At 73.3% G+C, this 17,007-nt stretch carries 13 protein-coding genes; 9 read left to right on the top strand and 4 right to left on the bottom strand.

The window, feature by feature from the left end; translation table 11 throughout:
- Positions 1–122: 122 nt before the first annotated feature.
- Both acs and ACZ45Z_RS20290 read right to left on the bottom strand, forming a co-directional pair.
- A complete protein-coding gene (acs, locus tag ACZ45Z_RS20285; protein WP_468364016.1) occupies positions 123–2,105 on the bottom strand; it encodes an acetate--CoA ligase in 1,983 nt (660 codons plus the stop codon).
- A 243-nt stretch (positions 2,106–2,348) separates the two neighbouring features.
- Positions 2,349–4,691 (bottom strand): SulP family inorganic anion transporter, encoded by a 2,343-nt coding sequence (locus tag ACZ45Z_RS20290; protein ID WP_468364199.1) that lies wholly within the window; start codon positions 4,689–4,691, stop codon positions 2,349–2,351.
- 322 nt (positions 4,692–5,013) lie between these two features.
- Between ACZ45Z_RS20290 and ACZ45Z_RS20295 the strand changes: the two genes are divergently transcribed.
- Positions 5,014–6,333, top strand: a complete 1,320-nt coding sequence (locus tag ACZ45Z_RS20295; RefSeq protein WP_468364019.1) for a polysaccharide deacetylase family protein — start codon at positions 5,014–5,016, stop codon at positions 6,331–6,333.
- Here the strand turns inward: ACZ45Z_RS20295 and ACZ45Z_RS20300 are convergent.
- Entirely contained in the window at positions 6,314–7,300 is a 987-nt protein-coding gene (locus ACZ45Z_RS20300; protein WP_468364022.1) for an ATP-binding protein, read from the bottom strand. The genes ACZ45Z_RS20295 and ACZ45Z_RS20300 overlap by 20 nt on opposite strands.
- Positions 7,301–7,401: 101 nt before the next feature.
- Between ACZ45Z_RS20300 and ACZ45Z_RS20305 the strand changes: the two genes are divergently transcribed.
- Positions 7,402–8,259, top strand: coding sequence for a Fic family protein (locus tag ACZ45Z_RS20305; protein WP_468364024.1), 858 nt, complete (start codon positions 7,402–7,404; stop codon positions 8,257–8,259).
- Between the two features lie 370 nt (positions 8,260–8,629).
- Here the strand turns inward: ACZ45Z_RS20305 and ACZ45Z_RS20310 are convergent, their stop codons facing one another.
- A complete protein-coding gene (locus ACZ45Z_RS20310; protein ID WP_468364027.1) occupies positions 8,630–9,511 on the bottom strand; it encodes an HAD family hydrolase in 882 nt (293 codons plus the stop codon).
- Positions 9,512–9,989: 478 nt separating this feature from the next.
- On the opposite strand from ACZ45Z_RS20310, the gene ssd reads away from it, so the two are divergent.
- The 7 genes from ssd (at position 9,990) to ACZ45Z_RS20345 (ending at position 17,004) form a co-directional block, all read left to right on the top strand.
- Positions 9,990–11,318, top strand: coding sequence for a septum site-determining protein Ssd (gene ssd, locus ACZ45Z_RS20315; RefSeq protein WP_468364029.1), 1,329 nt, complete (start codon positions 9,990–9,992; stop codon positions 11,316–11,318).
- A gap of 971 nt (positions 11,319–12,289) precedes the next feature.
- Complete coding sequence (locus tag ACZ45Z_RS20320; protein WP_468364201.1) at positions 12,290–13,441, top strand: TadA family conjugal transfer-associated ATPase; 1,152 nt, start codon at positions 12,290–12,292, stop codon at positions 13,439–13,441.
- A 375-nt stretch (positions 13,442–13,816) separates the two neighbouring features.
- On the top strand, positions 13,817–14,719 hold the full coding sequence (locus tag ACZ45Z_RS20325) for a type II secretion system F family protein (RefSeq protein ID WP_468364032.1): 903 nt from the start codon (positions 13,817–13,819) through the stop codon (positions 14,717–14,719).
- Between the two features lie 411 nt (positions 14,720–15,130).
- Positions 15,131–15,691 (top strand): type II secretion system F family protein, encoded by a 561-nt coding sequence (locus ACZ45Z_RS20330; protein ID WP_468364034.1) that lies wholly within the window; start codon positions 15,131–15,133, stop codon positions 15,689–15,691.
- Between the two features lie 33 nt (positions 15,692–15,724).
- Positions 15,725–15,913 (top strand): DUF4244 domain-containing protein, encoded by a 189-nt coding sequence (locus ACZ45Z_RS20335; RefSeq protein WP_468364203.1) that lies wholly within the window; start codon positions 15,725–15,727, stop codon positions 15,911–15,913.
- 265 nt (positions 15,914–16,178) lie between these two features.
- A complete protein-coding gene (locus tag ACZ45Z_RS20340) occupies positions 16,179–16,478 on the top strand; it encodes a TadE family type IV pilus minor pilin (RefSeq protein ID WP_468364205.1) in 300 nt (99 codons plus the stop codon).
- Positions 16,479–16,491: 13 nt separating this feature from the next.
- Positions 16,492–17,004, top strand: a complete 513-nt coding sequence (locus ACZ45Z_RS20345; RefSeq protein WP_468364037.1) for an Rv3654c family TadE-like protein — start codon at positions 16,492–16,494, stop codon at positions 17,002–17,004.
- Positions 17,005–17,007: the final 3 nt, after the last annotated feature.

Here is a 17,007-nt window from a genome sequence, read left to right on the forward strand (position 1 = left end):
CTCGGAGGGGGTGTTGGGGTTGTGTGTCCTTGTTGTGGCCGGGTGAGGGGCGGGGGGGGGGGCGGGGGGGGGCCCCCCCCCCCCCCCCCCCCCCCCCCCCCCCCTCGCCCCTTCCGCTCCGCTCAGTCCTCGGTGGTCGCGCTCGGCAGTTGCGCCTGGATCAGGTCCATGACGGAGGCGTCGGTGAGCGTGGTCACGTCACCGAGGTCGCGGTTCTCGGCCACGTCGCGCAGCAGTCGCCGCATGATCTTGCCGGAGCGGGTCTTGGGCAGCTCCGCGACCGGCATGATCCGCTTGGGCTTGGCGATCGGGCCGAGCTGCCGGGCGACATGCGCCCGCAGCTCCTCGACCAGGCCCTCGTCCGCGGCGTCGGCGCCGCCGCGCAGGATCACGAAGGCGCAGATGGCCTGGGTGGTCTGCGGGTCGGTCGCGCCGACGACGGCCGCCTCGGCCACCTTCGGGTGCGACACCAGCGCCGACTCGACCTCGGTGGTGGAGATGTTGTGGCCGGACACCAGCATCACGTCGTCCACCCGGCCGAGCAGCCAGATGTCGCCGTCGGTGTCCTTCTTGGCGCCGTCGCCCGCGAAATACCGGCCCTCGAAGCGGGACCAGTAGGTGTCGAGGTAGCGCTGGTCGTCGCCCCAGATGGTGCGCAGCATCGACGGCCACGGCTCGGTCAGCACCAGATAGCCGCCGGCGCCGTCCGGCACCTCGTTGGCGTCGTCGTCCACGACGGTCGCGGCGATGCCGGGCAGCGGCACCTGGGCGGAGCCCGGCTTGGTGGCCGTGACGCCCGGCAGCGGGCTGAGCATCATCGCGCCCGTCTCGGTCTGCCACCAGGTGTCGACGATCGGCGTGGCGTCCGCCCCGATGTGCTTGCGGTACCACATCCACGCCTCGGGGTTGATGGGCTCGCCCACCGACCCCAGGACGCGCAGCGACGACAGGTCGAACTTCGCCGGGATGTCGTCGCCCCACTTCATGCAGGCGCGGATCGCGGTCGGCGCGGTGTAGAGGATGGTGACGCCGTACTTCTGCACGATCTCCCACCAGCGGCCCTGGTGCGGGGTGTCGGGCGTGCCCTCGTAGAGGACCTGCGTCGCGCCGTTGGAGAGCGGGCCGTAGGTGATGTACGAGTGGCCGGTGACCCAGCCGACGTCGGCGGTGCACCAGTAGACGTCGGTCTCGGGCTTGAGGTCGAAGACGGCGTGGTGGGTGTACGAGACCTGGGTGAGGTAGCCGCCGGTGGTGTGCAGGATGCCCTTGGGCTTACCCGTCGTGCCGGAGGTGTAGAGGATGAACAGGGGGTGCTCGGCGTCGAACGCCTCGGGGGTGTGGCTCTCGCTCTGCCGCCCGACGAGGTCGTGCCACCACACGTCGCGGCCCTCCGCCCAGGTGCCGCCCGCCTCCTGGAGGTCCTGGCCGGTGCGGCGTACCACCAGCACGCTGCGGACGTTTTCGGTGCCGGGCCTGGTCAGCGCCTCGTCGACGGCGGGCTTGAGGGCGGAGGGCTTGCCGCGGCGGTAGCCGCCGTCGGCGGTGATCACGACGCGGGCGTCGGCGTCCTGGATGCGGGTGGCCAGCGCGTCCGCGGAGAAGCCGCCGAAGACGACGGAGTGGGGGGCGCCCAGGCGCGCGCAGGCCAGCATGGCGATGACCGCTTCGGGGATCATCGGCAGGTAGAGGGCGACCCGGTCGCCGGCCCGCACGCCCAGTTCGGTCAGCGCGTTGGCGGCCTTGCAGACCTCGCTTCGCAGCTCGGCGTAGGTGAGCGCGCGGGTGTCGCCGGGCTCGCCCTCGAAGTGGAGGGCGACCCGGTCGCCGAGGCCGTTCTCCACATGCCGGTCCACGCAGTTGTAGGCGACGTTGAGCTTGCCGTCGGCGAACCACTTGGCGAAGGGCGGATTGGACCAGTCGAGTGTCTGGGTCGGCTCGGTTTCCCAGGTCAGGCGCTTGGCCTGCTCGGCCCAGAAGCCCAGCGGGTCCGCCGCGGCCTGCTCGTACGCGGCTGCCGTGACGTTGGCGTTCGCGGCCAGGTCGGCGGGCGGTGCGAACCGCCGGTCCTCCTTGAGCATGTTGGAGATGGAAGGACGCTTGTCCATGTCTCGGCTCCCGGTGCGTATCGCGTGGTGTAGACCAATGACCAATTACCCGAATGCTCAGTGATCGGCGGAGGTTGGTCAACCCCCGCTGAAATCCTGGCACTAACGCACGGGCGGGTACAGCAGCCTTCCACGAGGCGGAGCGGGGAGGCGCGCGGTCCGGGGGCGTGACCTGGGCAAACGCCGAGGGATTCCCGGCGGCCCGCAGGGCGTGCGGGCCGCCGGGTGGCATCGCCCCGCAGGTCAGACCGTCACCGGCACCGGTTCCGCGCGTACCGCCGAGAAGCGGCCGGTGGTTTCGTCCAGCACGTACGCCTGGGCCTCGGCGACATGGAAGTACATGCCGTGCAGGGTGAGCGAACCCTCGGCGACCCGGCGGGCCACGCAGGCGTGCGCCATCAGGTGGTCGAGCTGCTGCCTGACGTTCACCAGGGCGAGCCGCTCGTGGTCGTCGGCCACCGGCCGTTCGGCGAGGGCGACTTCGCCCCTGCCCAGCCGCCCGATCCGCGCCATGCGGGCCAGGCTCGGCCGTCCGTGGCGCAGCCAGCGGGCGAGCGGGGTCGCCTCGGCGGTGGGGGGCGCGCCCTGGGCGTCGGGCGCCGCGGAGTTGAGCAGTGCTCCCATCGCGCCGCAGCCCGAATGGCCGCAGACCGTGATGGAGCCGACCTCCAGGACCTCGACCGCGTACTCGATCGCCGCTCCTACGGAGTCGCAGGAGCTGTCCGAGCCGGGTGGCGGGACCAGGTTTCCGACGTTGCGGACGGTGAACAGGTCGCCGGGCCCGCTGGCCGTGATCATGCTCGTGACCAGGCGGGAATCGGCACAGGTCAGGAAGAGCTGGGTGGGGCGCTGGCCCTCGCGCGCCAAACGGGCCAGCTCCTCGCGCACCAGGGGGGCGGTGTGGCGCTGGAAGGCGCTCAGGCCGCCGAGGAGCTGGCTGCCGCTGGTCTCGGCGGCGGCCTCGCGGGCGGGGGCGGGGCGGGTGCAGTGGTGGTTGCGCCACGGCGTCCAGGGCCGGCAGGCGTGCGCGCTGGCCGGTTCGGCGATCGGCCGGCCCGAGCGGCCGCCGAGCGTCACCCAGCCGCCGTGCGCCCGGTGGGCCGCCGACCAGGACCGCAGCGCCTCGTAGGCCGCGTGGTCCATGAACGAACCGCACAGTTCGACGACCACATCGGAGCCCGCGGGGACCAGGGCCAGTGCGCGGGTCAGCCGCGGGACCGCGAGGAACGTCAACTGGCCGCTGACGCGGACACGGTGGCTGCCGGACTCCTCGGTCACCGTGATGCGGGTGTGCGTCAGCCGGCGCAGCGCCAGGAAGACGGCGACCACGATGCCGGTGAGGACGCCCTGGAGCACGCCGAGGACGACGACGCCGCCCAAGGTCGCGGCGTAGACGGGGAATTCCCGGTGCCGCTGTACGTGCCGGATGTGCGCGAAGCTCACCATCCGTACGCCGACGACCATGACGAGCGCGGCCAGGGCGGCCAGGGGGATCCGCTCCAGCGCCCCGGCCAGCAGGCCCGCGCACAGCAGCACCCACACGCCGTGCAGGACGGTGGCCCGGCGGCCGGCCGCGCCGGCCCGCACGTTGGCCGAGCCGCGGATCGCGCCCCCGGAGACCGGCAGGCCGCCCAGCAGCCCGGAGACGGTGTTGGCCGCGCCCTGACCGGCCAGTTCGCGGTTGAGGCGCGCCCGGCCCACGGGGGCGCCCGGCCGCTCGGCGGCGAGCCGGTCCACCGCCACCGCCGACAGCAGCGACTCCATGCTGGCCACGAGGGTGACGGTCAGCACGGCGGCGGCCAGGGCGGGGACGGAGGCGTCCGGCAGTGCGGGCAACTCGGGCATCCGCCAGGACGGCAGGTCGACCCGGGGTACGGCCATCGTCGCGCTGACGGCCGTCGCGGCCAGCACGGCGGTCAGCGGGGCGGGCAGCAGCCGCGCCCAGCGCCCGGCGCGGCCCGGCAGCCGGTCCCAGCCGACGAGCACGGCGACGGTGAGAGCGCCGATCAGCAGGGCGGCGGCGTGCGGGTGCTCCAACTGGGCGGGCAGGTCCGCCGCGTTGGCGAGCGCGGAGCTGTCGGGGCTGCCGCCCAGGACGACATGGAGCTGTCCGATGGCGATGGTGACGCCGATACCGGCCAGCATGCCGTGCACGATCGCCGGGCTGATGGCCAGCGCGGCGCGGGCCACCCGCAGGGCGCCCAGGGCGAGTTGGACCAGTCCGGCGAGGATCGTGATCGCGCACGTGGCGCGCCAGCCGTAGCGCTGGACCAGGTCGGCCGTGACGACCAGGAGGCCGGTGGCCGCCCCGCTGACCTGGAGCGGTGCGCCGCCCAGCAGGCCGGCGACGAGACCGCCGACGACCGCGGCGACGAGGCCGGCCTGGGCCGGCGCGCCGGTGGCGAGGGCGATGCCGAGCGAGAGCGGGACGGCGAGCAGGAAGACGACGATCGAGGCGGACAGGTCCCCTCGGCGGGCCGCTCGTGCCGCTCCCTTCTCGCCGGGCTCGGGCGGGACATCGGTGCGGTGCGCGGTGCGCGGGGGGTGCTGCGGCGACTTCTCGGTCTGCTTCTCGGTCTGCGACATTCCCGTCTCCTCCGGGGCGACGCGGTCGCGCGGGGCGCGATCGTGGGCGGCGGTGTACTGCGGCGGGACGCGAGCCGGCCGGGGGACGTCGCGGTGAGTGACGGTCCGGTGACTCTCAAGCATCGGTAAATGAATCGTAATGTCGCGTAAAGGGCGGGAGAAGTCTTTTCGGGCAGGTGCACCAATCGTTCCGTCTATCGGGTGATTGTTATGACCATTGGCGTGTCGCTTCCACCCCTCTCGTTGGTGTTTGCGGTCATCTGGGTAGTTTTTCCGATTAATCACTCGGAAGGTGCTCCCAGCACCAGGAAAGAGGTGGCTGATGGCAGCCGCATCCAGGGTCACGACAGGGATCGCGGTCGCGGTCGCCGTCGCGACCGCCGCCGGCTGCTCCGCGGCGCCACAGGGCCCGCCGGAGCGGAACACCGAGAAGGGGCGGGCGGCTCCCAAGGCCCCCGCCCAGGCGGTGAAACTCATCGGCGACGGCTCGACCGCGTACACCGGGGCGCAACCCCACCAGCCCAGGCCGGTCCGGCTCAAAAAGGGCCGGCGCCCCCCGCAGTTCGTGGTGTTCTCCTGGGACGGCGCGGGCGAGGACGGCCAGAAGCTGTTCTCGCACTTCCGCGCGATCGGCAAGAAGTACGACGCGACCATGACCTACTTCCTCAGCGCCGTCTACATGCTCCCGGGCGACAAGAAGGAGCTGTACCACCCGCCCAAGCACCGGCCCGGCGCCTCGGACATCGGCTTCAACGACGTCAAGGGCATCAAGGCGACCGTGGAGCAGATGCGCGGCGCCTGGCAGGACGGCAGCGAGATCGGCACCCACTTCAACGGCCACTTCTGCGGCCCCAACGGCGGCGTCGGCACCTGGTCGCCCGAGGAGTGGAAGAGCGAGATCCGCCAGGCCGAGTCGTTCGTCAAGAGCTGGAAGACCAACGCGGGCCTCAAGAGCGAGCCGCCACTGCCGTTCGACTACTCCAAGGAGCTCGTCGGCGGGCGGGCGCCGTGCCTTGAGGGGCAGCGCAACCTGATCCCCGCGGCCAAGGAGATGGGCTTCCGTTACGACGCCAGCTCGGTCGGCGGCCTGCAGACCTGGCCGCGGCAGATCGACGGCGTATGGGATTTCCCGTTGCAGCAGATCCCGATGCCCGGACGCGCCTTCGAGACGCTCTCCATGGACTACAACTTCCTGGCCAACCAGTCGGGCACCACCAAGGGCAACCCCGCGATGCACGGCACCTGGGGCAAGCAGATGCGGGACGGACTGCTGGCCGCCTTCCGGCGCGCCTACCACGGCAACCGGGCGCCGCTGTTCATCGGCGACCACTTCGAGTCCTGGAACGGCGGCACCTACATGAAGGCCGTCGAGGACACCATCAAAACCGTCTGCCCCAAGAAGGGCGTGCGGTGTGTCAGCTTCAAGCAACTGAGTGACTGGCTGGACGCACAGGACCCGAAGGTGCTGGCCAAGCTGCGCGCCCTGCACGTGGGCGAGGCGCCCAAGGGCGGCTGGGCGTCGTACCTCTCCGACACCTCCGCCGCTTCGGCCTCGCCCGTACCGGCCCGCGCGTCGCACCACCGACGGTCCCCCGTGCCGGCCGAACCGGCCCGCGCGGAGGTCAGGCAGGCTGGGGAGTAGCCGCCCCCTCGCACAGCACGAAAGCGGGGTCGACCTGGGCTGCCAGGTCGGCCCCCGTCTTCGCGTTGCCCCAGCTCTCCGCGTTCTTCAGATGGAAGTGGACCATCTGGCGGGTGTAACGCTCCCAGTCGCGCCGCTCGTAGGCGGCATCGGCCGTGTCGTGCAGCGTGCGCAGCGAGCGGCGGTTGGCCTCCTCCAGGAGGTCGAAGCGGGCCGGGCGCCCCTTCTCCATGGCCCGCACCCAGTCCGAGTGCCCGACCGTCACCAGCAGGTCCTCGCCCACCTCGGCGTGCAGGAACGCCAGGTCGTCCGGGCCCTGGACCTTGTTGCCGACGACCCTGAGGGGGACGCCGAAGTCCCGGGCGTACTCCTTGTACTGGCGGTAGACGGCGACGCCCTTACGGGTCGGCTCGGCCACCAGGAAGGTCATGTCGAAACGGGTGAACATCCCCGACGCGAAGGAGTCCGAACCGGCCGTCATGTCGACGACGACGTACTCCCCGCGGCCGTCCACGAGGTGGTTGAGGCACAGCTCGACCGCGCCGACCTTGGAGTGGTAGCAGGCCACGCCCAGATCGGATTCGGTGAACGGGCCGGTCGCCATCAGGCGCACGGACTCGTCGTCGAGCGGCACGGTCGTGGCGCAGGCGTCGTAGACGGGGTTGTCGCCGCAGACCCGCAGCAGCCGCGACCCCTCGCCGGGCGGCGTCGTCTTGATCATCGTCTCGGCGGACGGGATCCGCGGGTTGTCGCCGCGCAAGTAGTCCTTGATCAGCGGGAGATGGGCGCCCATGGCGGGCAGCGCGGCGGCCGCCGCCTCGTCCAGGCCGAGGGCGGCGCCCAGATGCTGGTTGATATCGGCGTCCACCGCGATCACGGGGACACGGGCCGCGGCGAGATGACGGATGAACAGGGAGGACAGCGTGGTCTTGCCACTGCCGCCCTTGCCTACGAAAGCGATCTTCATGTTCACCAAGGGTAATCGTAGTATCGCTTTGGGTGAGAGGTTTGCGTGAAGAAGACCACTCCTTCGAGGGGTCCGGCCCCGTGATGCGTAGGGTCATACCCATGGCTGCAAACCCCCCGGGGACGACCCCCGAACCCCCGACCGCGAGCGACGATCCGCTCGCCACCCTGGCCTCGCTCCCGGGCGTCGCGGACGCCGTGGACTCCGTACGCAAGGGCGTCGACCGGGTCTACGGGCACCGCATCATGCGACGCCGCGGCACCGAGGTCACGGCCGAGGCGGCACTGCGCGGAGCGCGCGCCTCCGCGGCGCTCGCGGGGGCCGACTGGGCGCTCGAAGAGGTCCGGCGCCGCACGGACTTCGGCGTGGACGGCGAGCCCCGGACGGTCGGCGCGGCGCTGCGGCTGACCGCCGAGGCGGGCCAGTTGCTGAGCGTGTGGCGGCAGTCGCCGCTGCGGGTGCTGGCGCGGCTCCACCTGGTGGCGGCCGGCGGCGGCGTGGCGGACGACGCCGTGGGCCGGCCCCGGCTGGCCGGCGAGCCGGTGGAGGAGCCCCTGGTCGAGCTGCCGCTGCCGGACGCCGACGAGGTCGCCGGACGGTTGGACGGGCTCGCGCGCCTGCTCCTGGCGGGCACGCGGGCGTCGGCGCTGGTGACCGCCGCGGTGGTGCACGGCGAACTGCTCGCCCTGCGGCCGTTCGGCTCGCACAACGGGCTGGTCGCACGGGCGGCCGAGCGGATCGTCCTGGTCGGCAGCGGGCTCGACCCGAAGTCCATCTGCCCGGCCGAGGTCGGGCACGCCGAACAGGGGCGCGCGGCCTACGTCGCCGCCCTGGAGGGCTACGTCTCGGGCACCCCCGAAGGTGTCGCGGCGTGGATCGCGCACTGCGGGCGCGCGGTGGAGCTGGGGTCGCGGGAGAGCACGGCGGTCTGCGAGGCGCTGCAACGAGGGGCGGCGTAAGGGGAGCGAGCGCCTGGGGTCGCTGTGACCCGAGAGGCTTGAGGAAGCTCGGGGCCCTGTGCCCGTCCGGACAGGGTTGCGGCGGTACCAGTACGGAGACCGGTACCGCCGCTGGCACGTCTGCCGGGTTACCAAGCGTGCACGAAGTTTGCCCATCAGGTCGGAATCTTCGTCCGGTTACCTGGTGCGGCTGGCCCGTAATCGACGGGTCGGCGTCGCGTGGGTGCCCGACATTCATGCTTCGGTCCGTGGGCCTTACTGCGTTACAGGTGTTCCTCTCGGATGTCCTTGGTCTCGCGGGCCGTTAACCCCTTTGTACTACCTGCGAGGGGCAAGTGGAAGGCTATGCCTCAGATCTTTACCGTCGCCTTCAAATGCGGGCAATGTGGGCAAGGCTTTCCCGGGCCGTTCTGCGCCTGCTCGTGTACCAGACCAGTCCCGCCGTGGCGGCGGCCGCACCCACCGCGGCGACGGCGGCGAGCACCGGCCGCGAGGGCAGCGACAGTGCGGGCAGGCGTTGCTTGAGCGGCACCGGGCGGTTGAAGGAAACGACCGGCCAGCCGCGCGCGAGGGCCTCCCTGCGCAGCGCCCGGTCCGGATTGACCGCGCACGGGTTGCCCACCGCCTCCAGCATCGGCACATCGGTCACCGAATCGCTGTAGGCGTAGCAACGCTCCAGGTCATAGCCCTCGGACGCGGCGAGCTCGCGGACGGCCTCGGCCTTGGTCGGCCCGTAGGCGTAGTACTCCACCTCGCCGGTGAAGCGGCCGTCCTCGCCGACGACCATCCGGGTGGCCACGACCCGGTCGGCCCCCAGAAGGGCGCCGATCGGCTCGACGACCTCGGCGCCGGAGGTGGAAACGATGACGACGTCACGGCCGGCGGCGTGATGCTCCTCGATGAGCGAAGCCGCCTCGTCGTAAATGATCGGATCGATCAGATCGTGCAGCGTTTCGGCGACGATCTCTTTGACCTGGGCTACATCCCAGCCGCGGCACAAGGAGGAGAGATACTCGCGCATCCGCTCCATCTGATCGTGGTCCGCGCCCCCGATGAGGAACACGAACTGTGCGTATGCGGTGCGCAGAACGGCCCTGCGATTGATCAGGCCGCCTTGGTAGAACGACTTGCTGAAGGTCAGCGTGCTCGACTTTGCAATGACGGTCTTGTCCAAGTCGAAGAACGCGGCAGTACGGGGCGTCGAGTGAAGCACGGAGTGGTTTTCCACGGGGTGAGCATAGGCGCCCACCATTCGGCGTAAGGTGTGGCGCGTGGGTTTGCCTGAGAAGGCTCTCGGGTACACCATGGAAGTCACGGATCGTTCGCGACCGTGCTAACCCGGTCCGACTCCTCCCCCCCCGAGTCGGCCGTGGGGACGACCCCCGCTCTCCCCCCCGGCGGGGGTCGTCGCATGTCCGGACGCGTTTTTGAACCGCCGGACGGGCCTTCCCTCCTCGCCTTTCCCGGACGCCGTCGCCCTCGCCGACGCTTCCGTGCGCTTACTTACCGTAGTTGGAGCGCTGCTCTACGGAATCCCCTCTTCGCCTTGAGAAGAAGCCCCGCTAGCCGGAATAGGTGACAGGGATATTCACAGGGCGGAAGTTGTCCACAGTTTTGGGTCAAGATCCCCGCGATTTTCCCGATCGCTGCACCGTAAAAGTCCGCGGAGTCCACAGAGTTCGCGGATGAGTGTGTTGTGTGGCGATAGGGGACAGAACGTGGCTGGATCCATGGCATCCGACCGGCCGTCTCATGCGGGCCGGGAGCGGGACGCGGGCGAGGAGTGGGGTGCGGGCGGCGAGGAGTGGGGAGCCGGTAAGGGGCGCGGTGGCGGCGGGGAGCCGGGGCCGGGAGCCGGTGAGGCGGGCGGTGGCGGCGGGGAGCCGGGGTGGGGGGAGCGGCGCGGGCCGCTGATCATCACCGAGGACGAACGGCTCCTGGACGATCTTCTCCGGCTGTGCGCGGCGGCCGGCGCGCTGCCCGAAGTCGCGCATGGGCTGCCGGCGCGCCATCCCGCCGGTGGGGGCGGCTGGGATGCGGCGCCGCTGGTGATCGTCGGTGATGACTGCGCGCCCCGGTTACGCGGCGCCGCGCGGCGTCCCGATGTCGTCCTCGTCGGACGGGACGCCGACGATCCCGCCGTGTGGCGGCTGGCCGTGGCCCTCGGCGCCGAGCGCGTCCTGACGCTCCCCGACGGAGAACGCTGGCTGGTGGACCGGATCGCCGACGCCACCGAAGGTGTCGGCCCGCCCGCGCTCACGGTCGGGGTCATCGGCGGCCGCGGCGGCGCCGGGACCAGCACCCTCGCCGGCGCGCTGGCCGTCACCGCGGCCCGCACCGGAGCCCGCACGATGCTCGTGGACGGTGACCCGCTCGGCGGCGGACTCGACGTCCTGCTCGGCGGGGAGAAGGAGAAGGGCCTGCGCTGGCCGGCCTTCTCCGAGTCGCGCGGCCGGGTGGCGTGCGACGCCCTGGAGGAATCCCTGCCGCGCGTGCACTCCCTCCGGGTGCTCAGTTGGGACCGGGGCGCGGAGGTCGCGATCCCGCCCGAGGCCATGCGGGCGGTCATGGCGGCGGCGCGCCGACGCGGCGGCGTCGTGGTGGTGGACCTGCCACGCCGGGTCGACGAGGCGGTGGCGGAGGCGCTGGCCCAGGTCGACATCGGGCTGCTGCTCGCCCCCACGGAACTGCGCGCGACCGCGGCGGCCCAACGGGTCGCGGCCGGCACGCAGATGGTGCTCCGTGACCTACGCGTCGTCACCCGCACCACACCCGCCTCCCACACGGACCTGTCCCCCGAGGAAACCGCCCGCCTCCTGGACCTCCCCCTGGCCGGCGACCTCCCCTGGGAACCGGGCCTGCCCTCCGACCTCGCCCGCGGCCTGCCCCCGGGCTCAAACCCCCGCGGCCCCCTGGCCCGCTTCTGCGCGGAGTTCTGGCGGCGGGTGGGGGCCGGCGGCGGGCGGCCGGGTTCGGGAGACGCGGGGGGTGAGGGAGATGCGGGCGCTGCGGGGGGTTCGGCGTATTCGGGGATTGCCGGGCGGCGGGGCGGGGGCTGAGTGGGGCGGGGTGTGAGGTCGGGTGCGCTGGGGCTGGGACGACGTGAGGTGGGGCCGGTGGCGGGGGCGGCGGGATGAGGCGAGGGCACGGTCGGCCGAGGGAGCGGGGGCGTGCCGAGTGGTGGAGCGGGCGGGGACGAGCGGGTTGGGACGGGCGTCGGTTGGCGTCGTGAGTGGCTTCGGCGAGAACGAGGGCGTGGCGCCGTGAGCCGCGTGGCGTGGCAGGAGGGGCGGAGGGGTGTCGTGAGCAGTTTTGGGATGAGGCGGCGGAACGGTGACGGGAGGAGAGCAGGGATGAACCCGATGGCGAACGGTGCGGGGCAGAGGCCGGGGGCCGGTGTGTCGAGCGGTGCGGGTGCGAATTCGGGGGTCGGCGGGGTCGGCGGTGCGGGGGCGAGCACAGAGGTTGGTGGGGTGAACGGCGCGGGGACGAACCCGGAGGTTGTCGGTGGGGTGAACGTGGCCGGTCGGGGCCGGTCTGGCGATGGCATCGGGCCCGGTGTCCCGGTGTCGGGGCTGTCGTGGTGGGTGGTGCGCCGGTGGCTGGAGGAGCTCTGGTGCGGTGCGGCGTGGTGGTCCGGCGTGCAGAGGGACGGGGCGGGCCCGGGCCGTAGGAGGCCGGAGCGCGGCCCGGCGGGTCGCTGGCGGGGGCTGCTAGGACCGCGGTCGCAGCCGGACGGTGGCGGGTGCGTGACTGCCGCCCCGAGCTGCGGCTCGACGAGCCAGGGGCCGCAGCCGACGGGCCCGGGGCGGACACCGGCGGACACCGGGCGAACCTCGGCGAGCCCGGACCTCGGGCTGCCGGGCACGGGCGGCCGGGCGCCCGTGCGCGCCCGGTGGTGGCCGTGGAGCCCGGGCTGGTGGCCGACGCGGACGACACCGGCACCGGTACCGGGTGGTCCCGGTTGGGGGCCGCCGGGCGGGCGCTTCGCGTGCTGTGCGGACTTCCGGGCCTGGGCCGGTGGCCGGTCATGAGCCGGGAACTCCTGGACGGGGTGCGCAGGCGGCTGGCCGAGGCGGGTGAGGAACCGACGCCCTCCCGGGTAGCGGTCGCCCTCCGCGAGGAGGGACGGCTCCTGGGCGATGCCGAAGTGCTGGGCGTGGTGGCCGCGTTGCGGTCGGAGATGGTGGGCAGCGGACCGCTGGAACCGTTGCTGGCCGCGCCTGACGTGACGGACGTACTCGTCACCGCACCGGACGAGGTCTGGGTGGACCGCGGCGCCGGCCTCGAACGTACGCCGGTCCGCTTCCGGGACGCGGCGGAGGTCCGCAGGCTGGCCCAGCGGCTGGCGGCGGTGGCCGGACGCCGACTGGACGACGCCCGGCCGTGGGTGGACGCCCGCCTCCCGGACGGCACCAGGCTGCACGCCGTGCTGCCACCGGTGGCGGTCGCCGGAACCTGCCTGTCGCTCCGGGTGCTGCGGCCCCGGGCCTTCGACCTGACGGAGCTGATGGCGGCCGGCACGGTCCCGCCGGGAGGCGATCGGCTGCTCAGGGCGGTGCTGGCGGCCCGGCTGTCGTTCGTGATCAGCGGCGGCACCGGCTCCGGCAAGACGACGCTGCTGAGCACCCTGCTGGGACTGGTGGGGCCGTCGGAGCGGATCGTGCTGGCCGAGGACTCCTCCGAACTGCGCCCGGACCACCCCCATGTGGTCCGCCTGGAGACCCGCCCCGCCAACCAGGAAGGCATCGGCCGGGTGACGCTGCGGGATCTCGTACGGCAGGCGCTGCGGATGCGGCCGGACCGGCTCGTGGTCGGCGAGGTGCGCGGCCCCGAGGTCACGGATCTGCTGGCGGCCCTCAATACAGGCCACGAGGGCGGCTGCGGCACCGTCCACGCGAACGCCGCGAGCGACGTCCCCGCACGCCTGGAGGCCCTCGGCTCGACCGCGGGCCTGGACCGGGCGGCCCTGCACAGCCAGTTGGCGGCCGCGCTCTCCGTCGTACTGCATCTCGTACGCGACCGCGACGGCCGCCGGCGGATCGCCCAGATCCACGTCCTGGGGCGCGACCCCGCCGGCTTCGTGGTGACCGTGCCGGCGGCGGTCTGGGCCCCGACGGGCTTCCAACAGGCGGAGGGATGGGACCGGTTGATGGCGCTGTGCGAGCGGGGTGGCGGCTGAGAAGAGGGGCGAGTTGGCGAGGTGACGACGTGACGTGGGAGGTGAGGTCCGGTGATCTTCGGAACGGGGGCTCCCGAGACGGGAGCGCTATCGGCGGGCATGGCGATGATGTCGGTGATGGCTGTGCTCTGCGCGGGGGCTGCGGGGTGGCTGGCCGGTGGCGATCGGGGTGATGTGGGGCGACGGGCGCGGGCTTTGCTCGTCGGTGGCACGGGTGGCACGGGTGGCACGGGTGGCACGAGTGGCACGGGCGGTCCAGGGCATGGACGGCGCGGCAGTGACCGGGCGGGCCGTGCTGAGGACGGTGATGACCACGCCGGTCGTGGCGAGGCTGGTGGCGCCCATGCCGGTCATGACGAGGGGTTCCGTGCGCGGGTGGCGATCCCCGCCGCCCTCGGCCGCGGCCCGGGATGCGTCCGCAGAGCGCACGGTGCGGGCGGTGCACCTGGTGGCGGCCGTGTGCGACGCGTGAGTTGCCGCCCCGGGGAGGAGGTGCGGAGGTGGCTCAGGGGGCGCCTGGTGGAGGGAGACGCGGGCCCGAGGTGGCGTGTGGGGCGTTGGGGGGAGGTGGGACGCGAGGCTTGGTGCCTGCCGGTGGGGATCGGACTCGGACTGCTGGGCGGCTCCGTAGTGCCCGTGCTCCTCTCCCTACTGGCCGTAGGGGTCGTCCGCCGTCGGCTGAGCGCCCGTGGGGCGGAGCGTGTGCGGGACCGGCGGGCCGCCGCGGTGATCAACCTGTGTGCGGCGGTGGCGGGCGAGCTGCGTGCCGGTCGGCAACCGGCCCATGCGCTGCTCGCCGTGGGGACGCACGGCCTGGGCAGCGCGGGCTCGGCGGTGGTGGCGGCGGCGCGCTACGGAGGCGACGTTCCCCGCGCCCTGCGTGCGGCGGCGCGGCTGCCCGGAGCCGAGGGGCTGACCGGCATGGCGGCGTGCTGGCAGGTCGCGGTGGAGGGCGGCGCCGGACTGGCCGCCGGGCTGGAACGCATCGCGTCCGGACTGAGGGCTCAGCGTGATCAACGCGACGAGCTACGCGCCCAGTTGGCGGGCCCCCGGGCCACGGCGCTGATGCTCGCACTCCTCCCCGTCTGCGGGCTCCTCATGGGCAGCGCGCTGGGCGCCGACCCGCTGCGGGTGCTGCTGCACACGCCGGCCGGCTGGGGCTGCCTGATGCTCGGCGGCCTCCTGGAATGGGGCGGCGTGGCCTGGACGGCCCGGATCGTCGCCGAGGCGATACCACCGTCGTCGCCCGCCACCGATGCCCGCGCCGCGGGGAGGTGACCGGCGGGGCGGACGAATAGGCACGGACAGGGGCGGACGGGGATGGACGGCGCGAAGTGGCGAACGAAACGAAGAGAGCGCAACGAAGAGAACGCAACGAAAAGGAGAGGAGGGGCGAGACGAGTGTCATGGAGTCCAGAAGTTATCCACAGGGTGGGGATGACGGTCTGCGTCATGGTGGCGGTGCTCTGCGCCGTGGCTTGGACAAGGGAGGCGCGCCGCGGGCGGTTCGTAAGGAGACGGGCGTCGGCCATCTGGGGCGCCGGGCTGAGTCGGCGCGCCATCGGTGCGGGAGGGCGTCGCCGTCGGCTGACGGGCCGACCCTCGCGCGCGGGTCGTGGGAGGCGTGCGGAAAGCCGTCGCCTTGAGGAACTGAAGGGATGGGCGGGGCCTCTTGGGGCGGCCGGCTTCGTGGCCATTGTCCTGGGCGGGGCGGCCGGAGCGGGCGCGGGGCTCGCCGTCGGCTTCGCGGCGCATCGCTGGATGGCCCGGCAACGCACCGCGGAAGCCGACCGGTTGGCGCGGGCACGGGTGCGGGAGGAACTGGCGCCCGCCGGTGACCTGTTGGCCGCGTGTCTCGCGGCGGGGGCCGGCCCTCGGGAGGCGGCCGAGGCGGTGGGCCGCACGCTCCAGGGGACGGTCGCCGAGCGGCTGCGCCATGTGGCGGCCGAATTGCGGCTCGGCGGCGAACCGGCCGTCGTGTGGCCCCGGTTGGCCGCCCTCCCCGGAGCCGAGGGGCTCGCGCGGTACATGGAGCGCGCCGGGATATCGGGGGTGCCGGCCGTCGAGTCGGTATCGCGTATCGCGGCGGAGTTCCGGGCGGAGTGGGCGCGCGCGGCGGCCGCACGCGCCCGCCGAGCGGGGGTGCTGGTCACCCTGCCGCTGTCGGCGTGCTTCCTGCCGGCGTTCCTGACGCTCGGGGTGGCACCGGTGCTGATCGGGTTGGCCGGCGGCCTGCTGGGACGTAACTGATCTTGTGGACAAGCGAATTCAAGGGGGATGGCGATGTTTCGACGGTGGTGGCGGGAGCTGCGTACGGCGGGAGGGGACCGGGGGATGACCACGGCGGAATACGCCGTGGGAACGCTCGCCGCGTGCGCCTTCGCGGCGGTGCTCTACAAGGCCGTGACGAGTGGACCGGTGCAGGCGATGCTGCGGTCGGTGATCCAGAGGGCGATCGATGTCCAGTTCTGACGGCGGGGGCGTTCGCGGGGGCTTGCCGAGGCGGGGGCGCCGCCGACCCGGGCCCGCCGGGCGGCCCACGGCTCGGGCACGGCCCACGCCCAGGGGAGCGGCGATGTCCAGCAGAGCCGTCCCGTGCGGCAGAGCCCTGCGGGGCAACAGCGTCCTCCGGTGCGACTGGGCGGTCCCGGGCGCGGGCGAGGGCCGCTCCCGGGGCCACCTGGCCGGGCGGATCGCTCGCGATGCCGGATACGTGACGGCGGAGACGGCCGTGGTGATGCCCGTGCTGGTCGCCGTCGCGGCGGCGCTCATCTGGGGCCTGATGGCGGTCTGTGCCCGCATCGAGTGCGTGGACGCGGCACGGGCCGGAGCGCGGGCGGCGGCGCGTTCCGAGCCGCGGGTGGCGGTGCTTCGGGTGACCCGGGGCGCGGCTCCGCGTGGTGCCCGGGTCGCGTTGGCACGGGAGGGGGAGCTGGTGCGTGTGCGAGTGGTGGCCGACCTGCCGGGGATGGGGCGGCTGGGGGTGACGGTCGGTGGGGAGGCGGTGGCTCTCGCGGAGGAAACGGTGGGGCGATGAGGGTTCCGCGACGGTGTGGACGGTCTTCGCGGCGGCGGCGCTGTGCGCGGTGTTCATGGCGCTGATCGCGATGGGGCAGGCCGTCACCGCCCGCCACCGGGCCGGCGGAGCGGCGGACCTCGCGGCGCTGGCCGCCGCGGATCACGCGCTGGAGGGGCCCGCCGTGGCGTGTGGGGCGGCACGGCGGGTGGCGGCGGCCCAGCACGCCCGCCTCGTGCGCTGCTCCGTGGTCGCGGCGGTCGCCGACGTATCGGCCGAGGCCGGCAGCAGCCCGTTCACGTCCCGCGTACGGGCTCGGGCGGGTCCGCCCCTGACGACGGACCCGCCGAGCCGTCACGCCGGAGCGGTGGCGACCCGGCGGATGTCCTGGCGCCCGGCCGGACGCCCCCGGGACGCCCTCTTCGCTCACACCTCCACGCGTCGCCCACACCGGCCCGACGCGCTGCCCGGGGCCCCGGCCAGGGCCCCGGGCGCCCCCGCCCGGTCGCCACCGCGCCGCTTCCCCCAGGCCGCGCCGCTTCCCTGAGTG

Source organism: Streptomyces sp. NPDC031210, assembly GCF_055570395.1.

Excerpts from the sequence above, each read along its gene's own strand:
- acs (WP_468364016.1), bottom strand. The coding sequence starts at position 2,105 with ATGGACAAGCGTCCTTCCATCTCCAACATGCTCAAGGAGGACCGGCGG.
- ACZ45Z_RS20290 (WP_468364199.1), bottom strand. The coding sequence starts at position 4,691 with ATGTCGCAGACCGAGAAGCAGACCGAGAAGTCGCCGCAGCACCCCCCG.
- ACZ45Z_RS20295 (WP_468364019.1), top strand. The coding sequence starts at position 5,014 with ATGGCAGCCGCATCCAGGGTCACGACAGGGATCGCGGTCGCGGTCGCC.
- ACZ45Z_RS20300 (WP_468364022.1), bottom strand. The coding sequence starts at position 7,300 with ATGAAGATCGCTTTCGTAGGCAAGGGCGGCAGTGGCAAGACCACGCTG.
- ACZ45Z_RS20305 (WP_468364024.1), top strand. The coding sequence starts at position 7,402 with ATGGCTGCAAACCCCCCGGGGACGACCCCCGAACCCCCGACCGCGAGC.
- ACZ45Z_RS20310 (WP_468364027.1), bottom strand. The coding sequence starts at position 9,511 with ATGGTGGGCGCCTATGCTCACCCCGTGGAAAACCACTCCGTGCTTCAC.
- ssd (WP_468364029.1), top strand. The coding sequence starts at position 9,990 with ATGGCATCCGACCGGCCGTCTCATGCGGGCCGGGAGCGGGACGCGGGC.
- ACZ45Z_RS20320 (WP_468364201.1), top strand. The coding sequence starts at position 12,290 with ATGAGCCGGGAACTCCTGGACGGGGTGCGCAGGCGGCTGGCCGAGGCG.
- ACZ45Z_RS20335 (WP_468364203.1), top strand. The coding sequence starts at position 15,725 with ATGTTTCGACGGTGGTGGCGGGAGCTGCGTACGGCGGGAGGGGACCGG.
- ACZ45Z_RS20340 (WP_468364205.1), top strand. The coding sequence starts at position 16,179 with ATGCCCGTGCTGGTCGCCGTCGCGGCGGCGCTCATCTGGGGCCTGATG.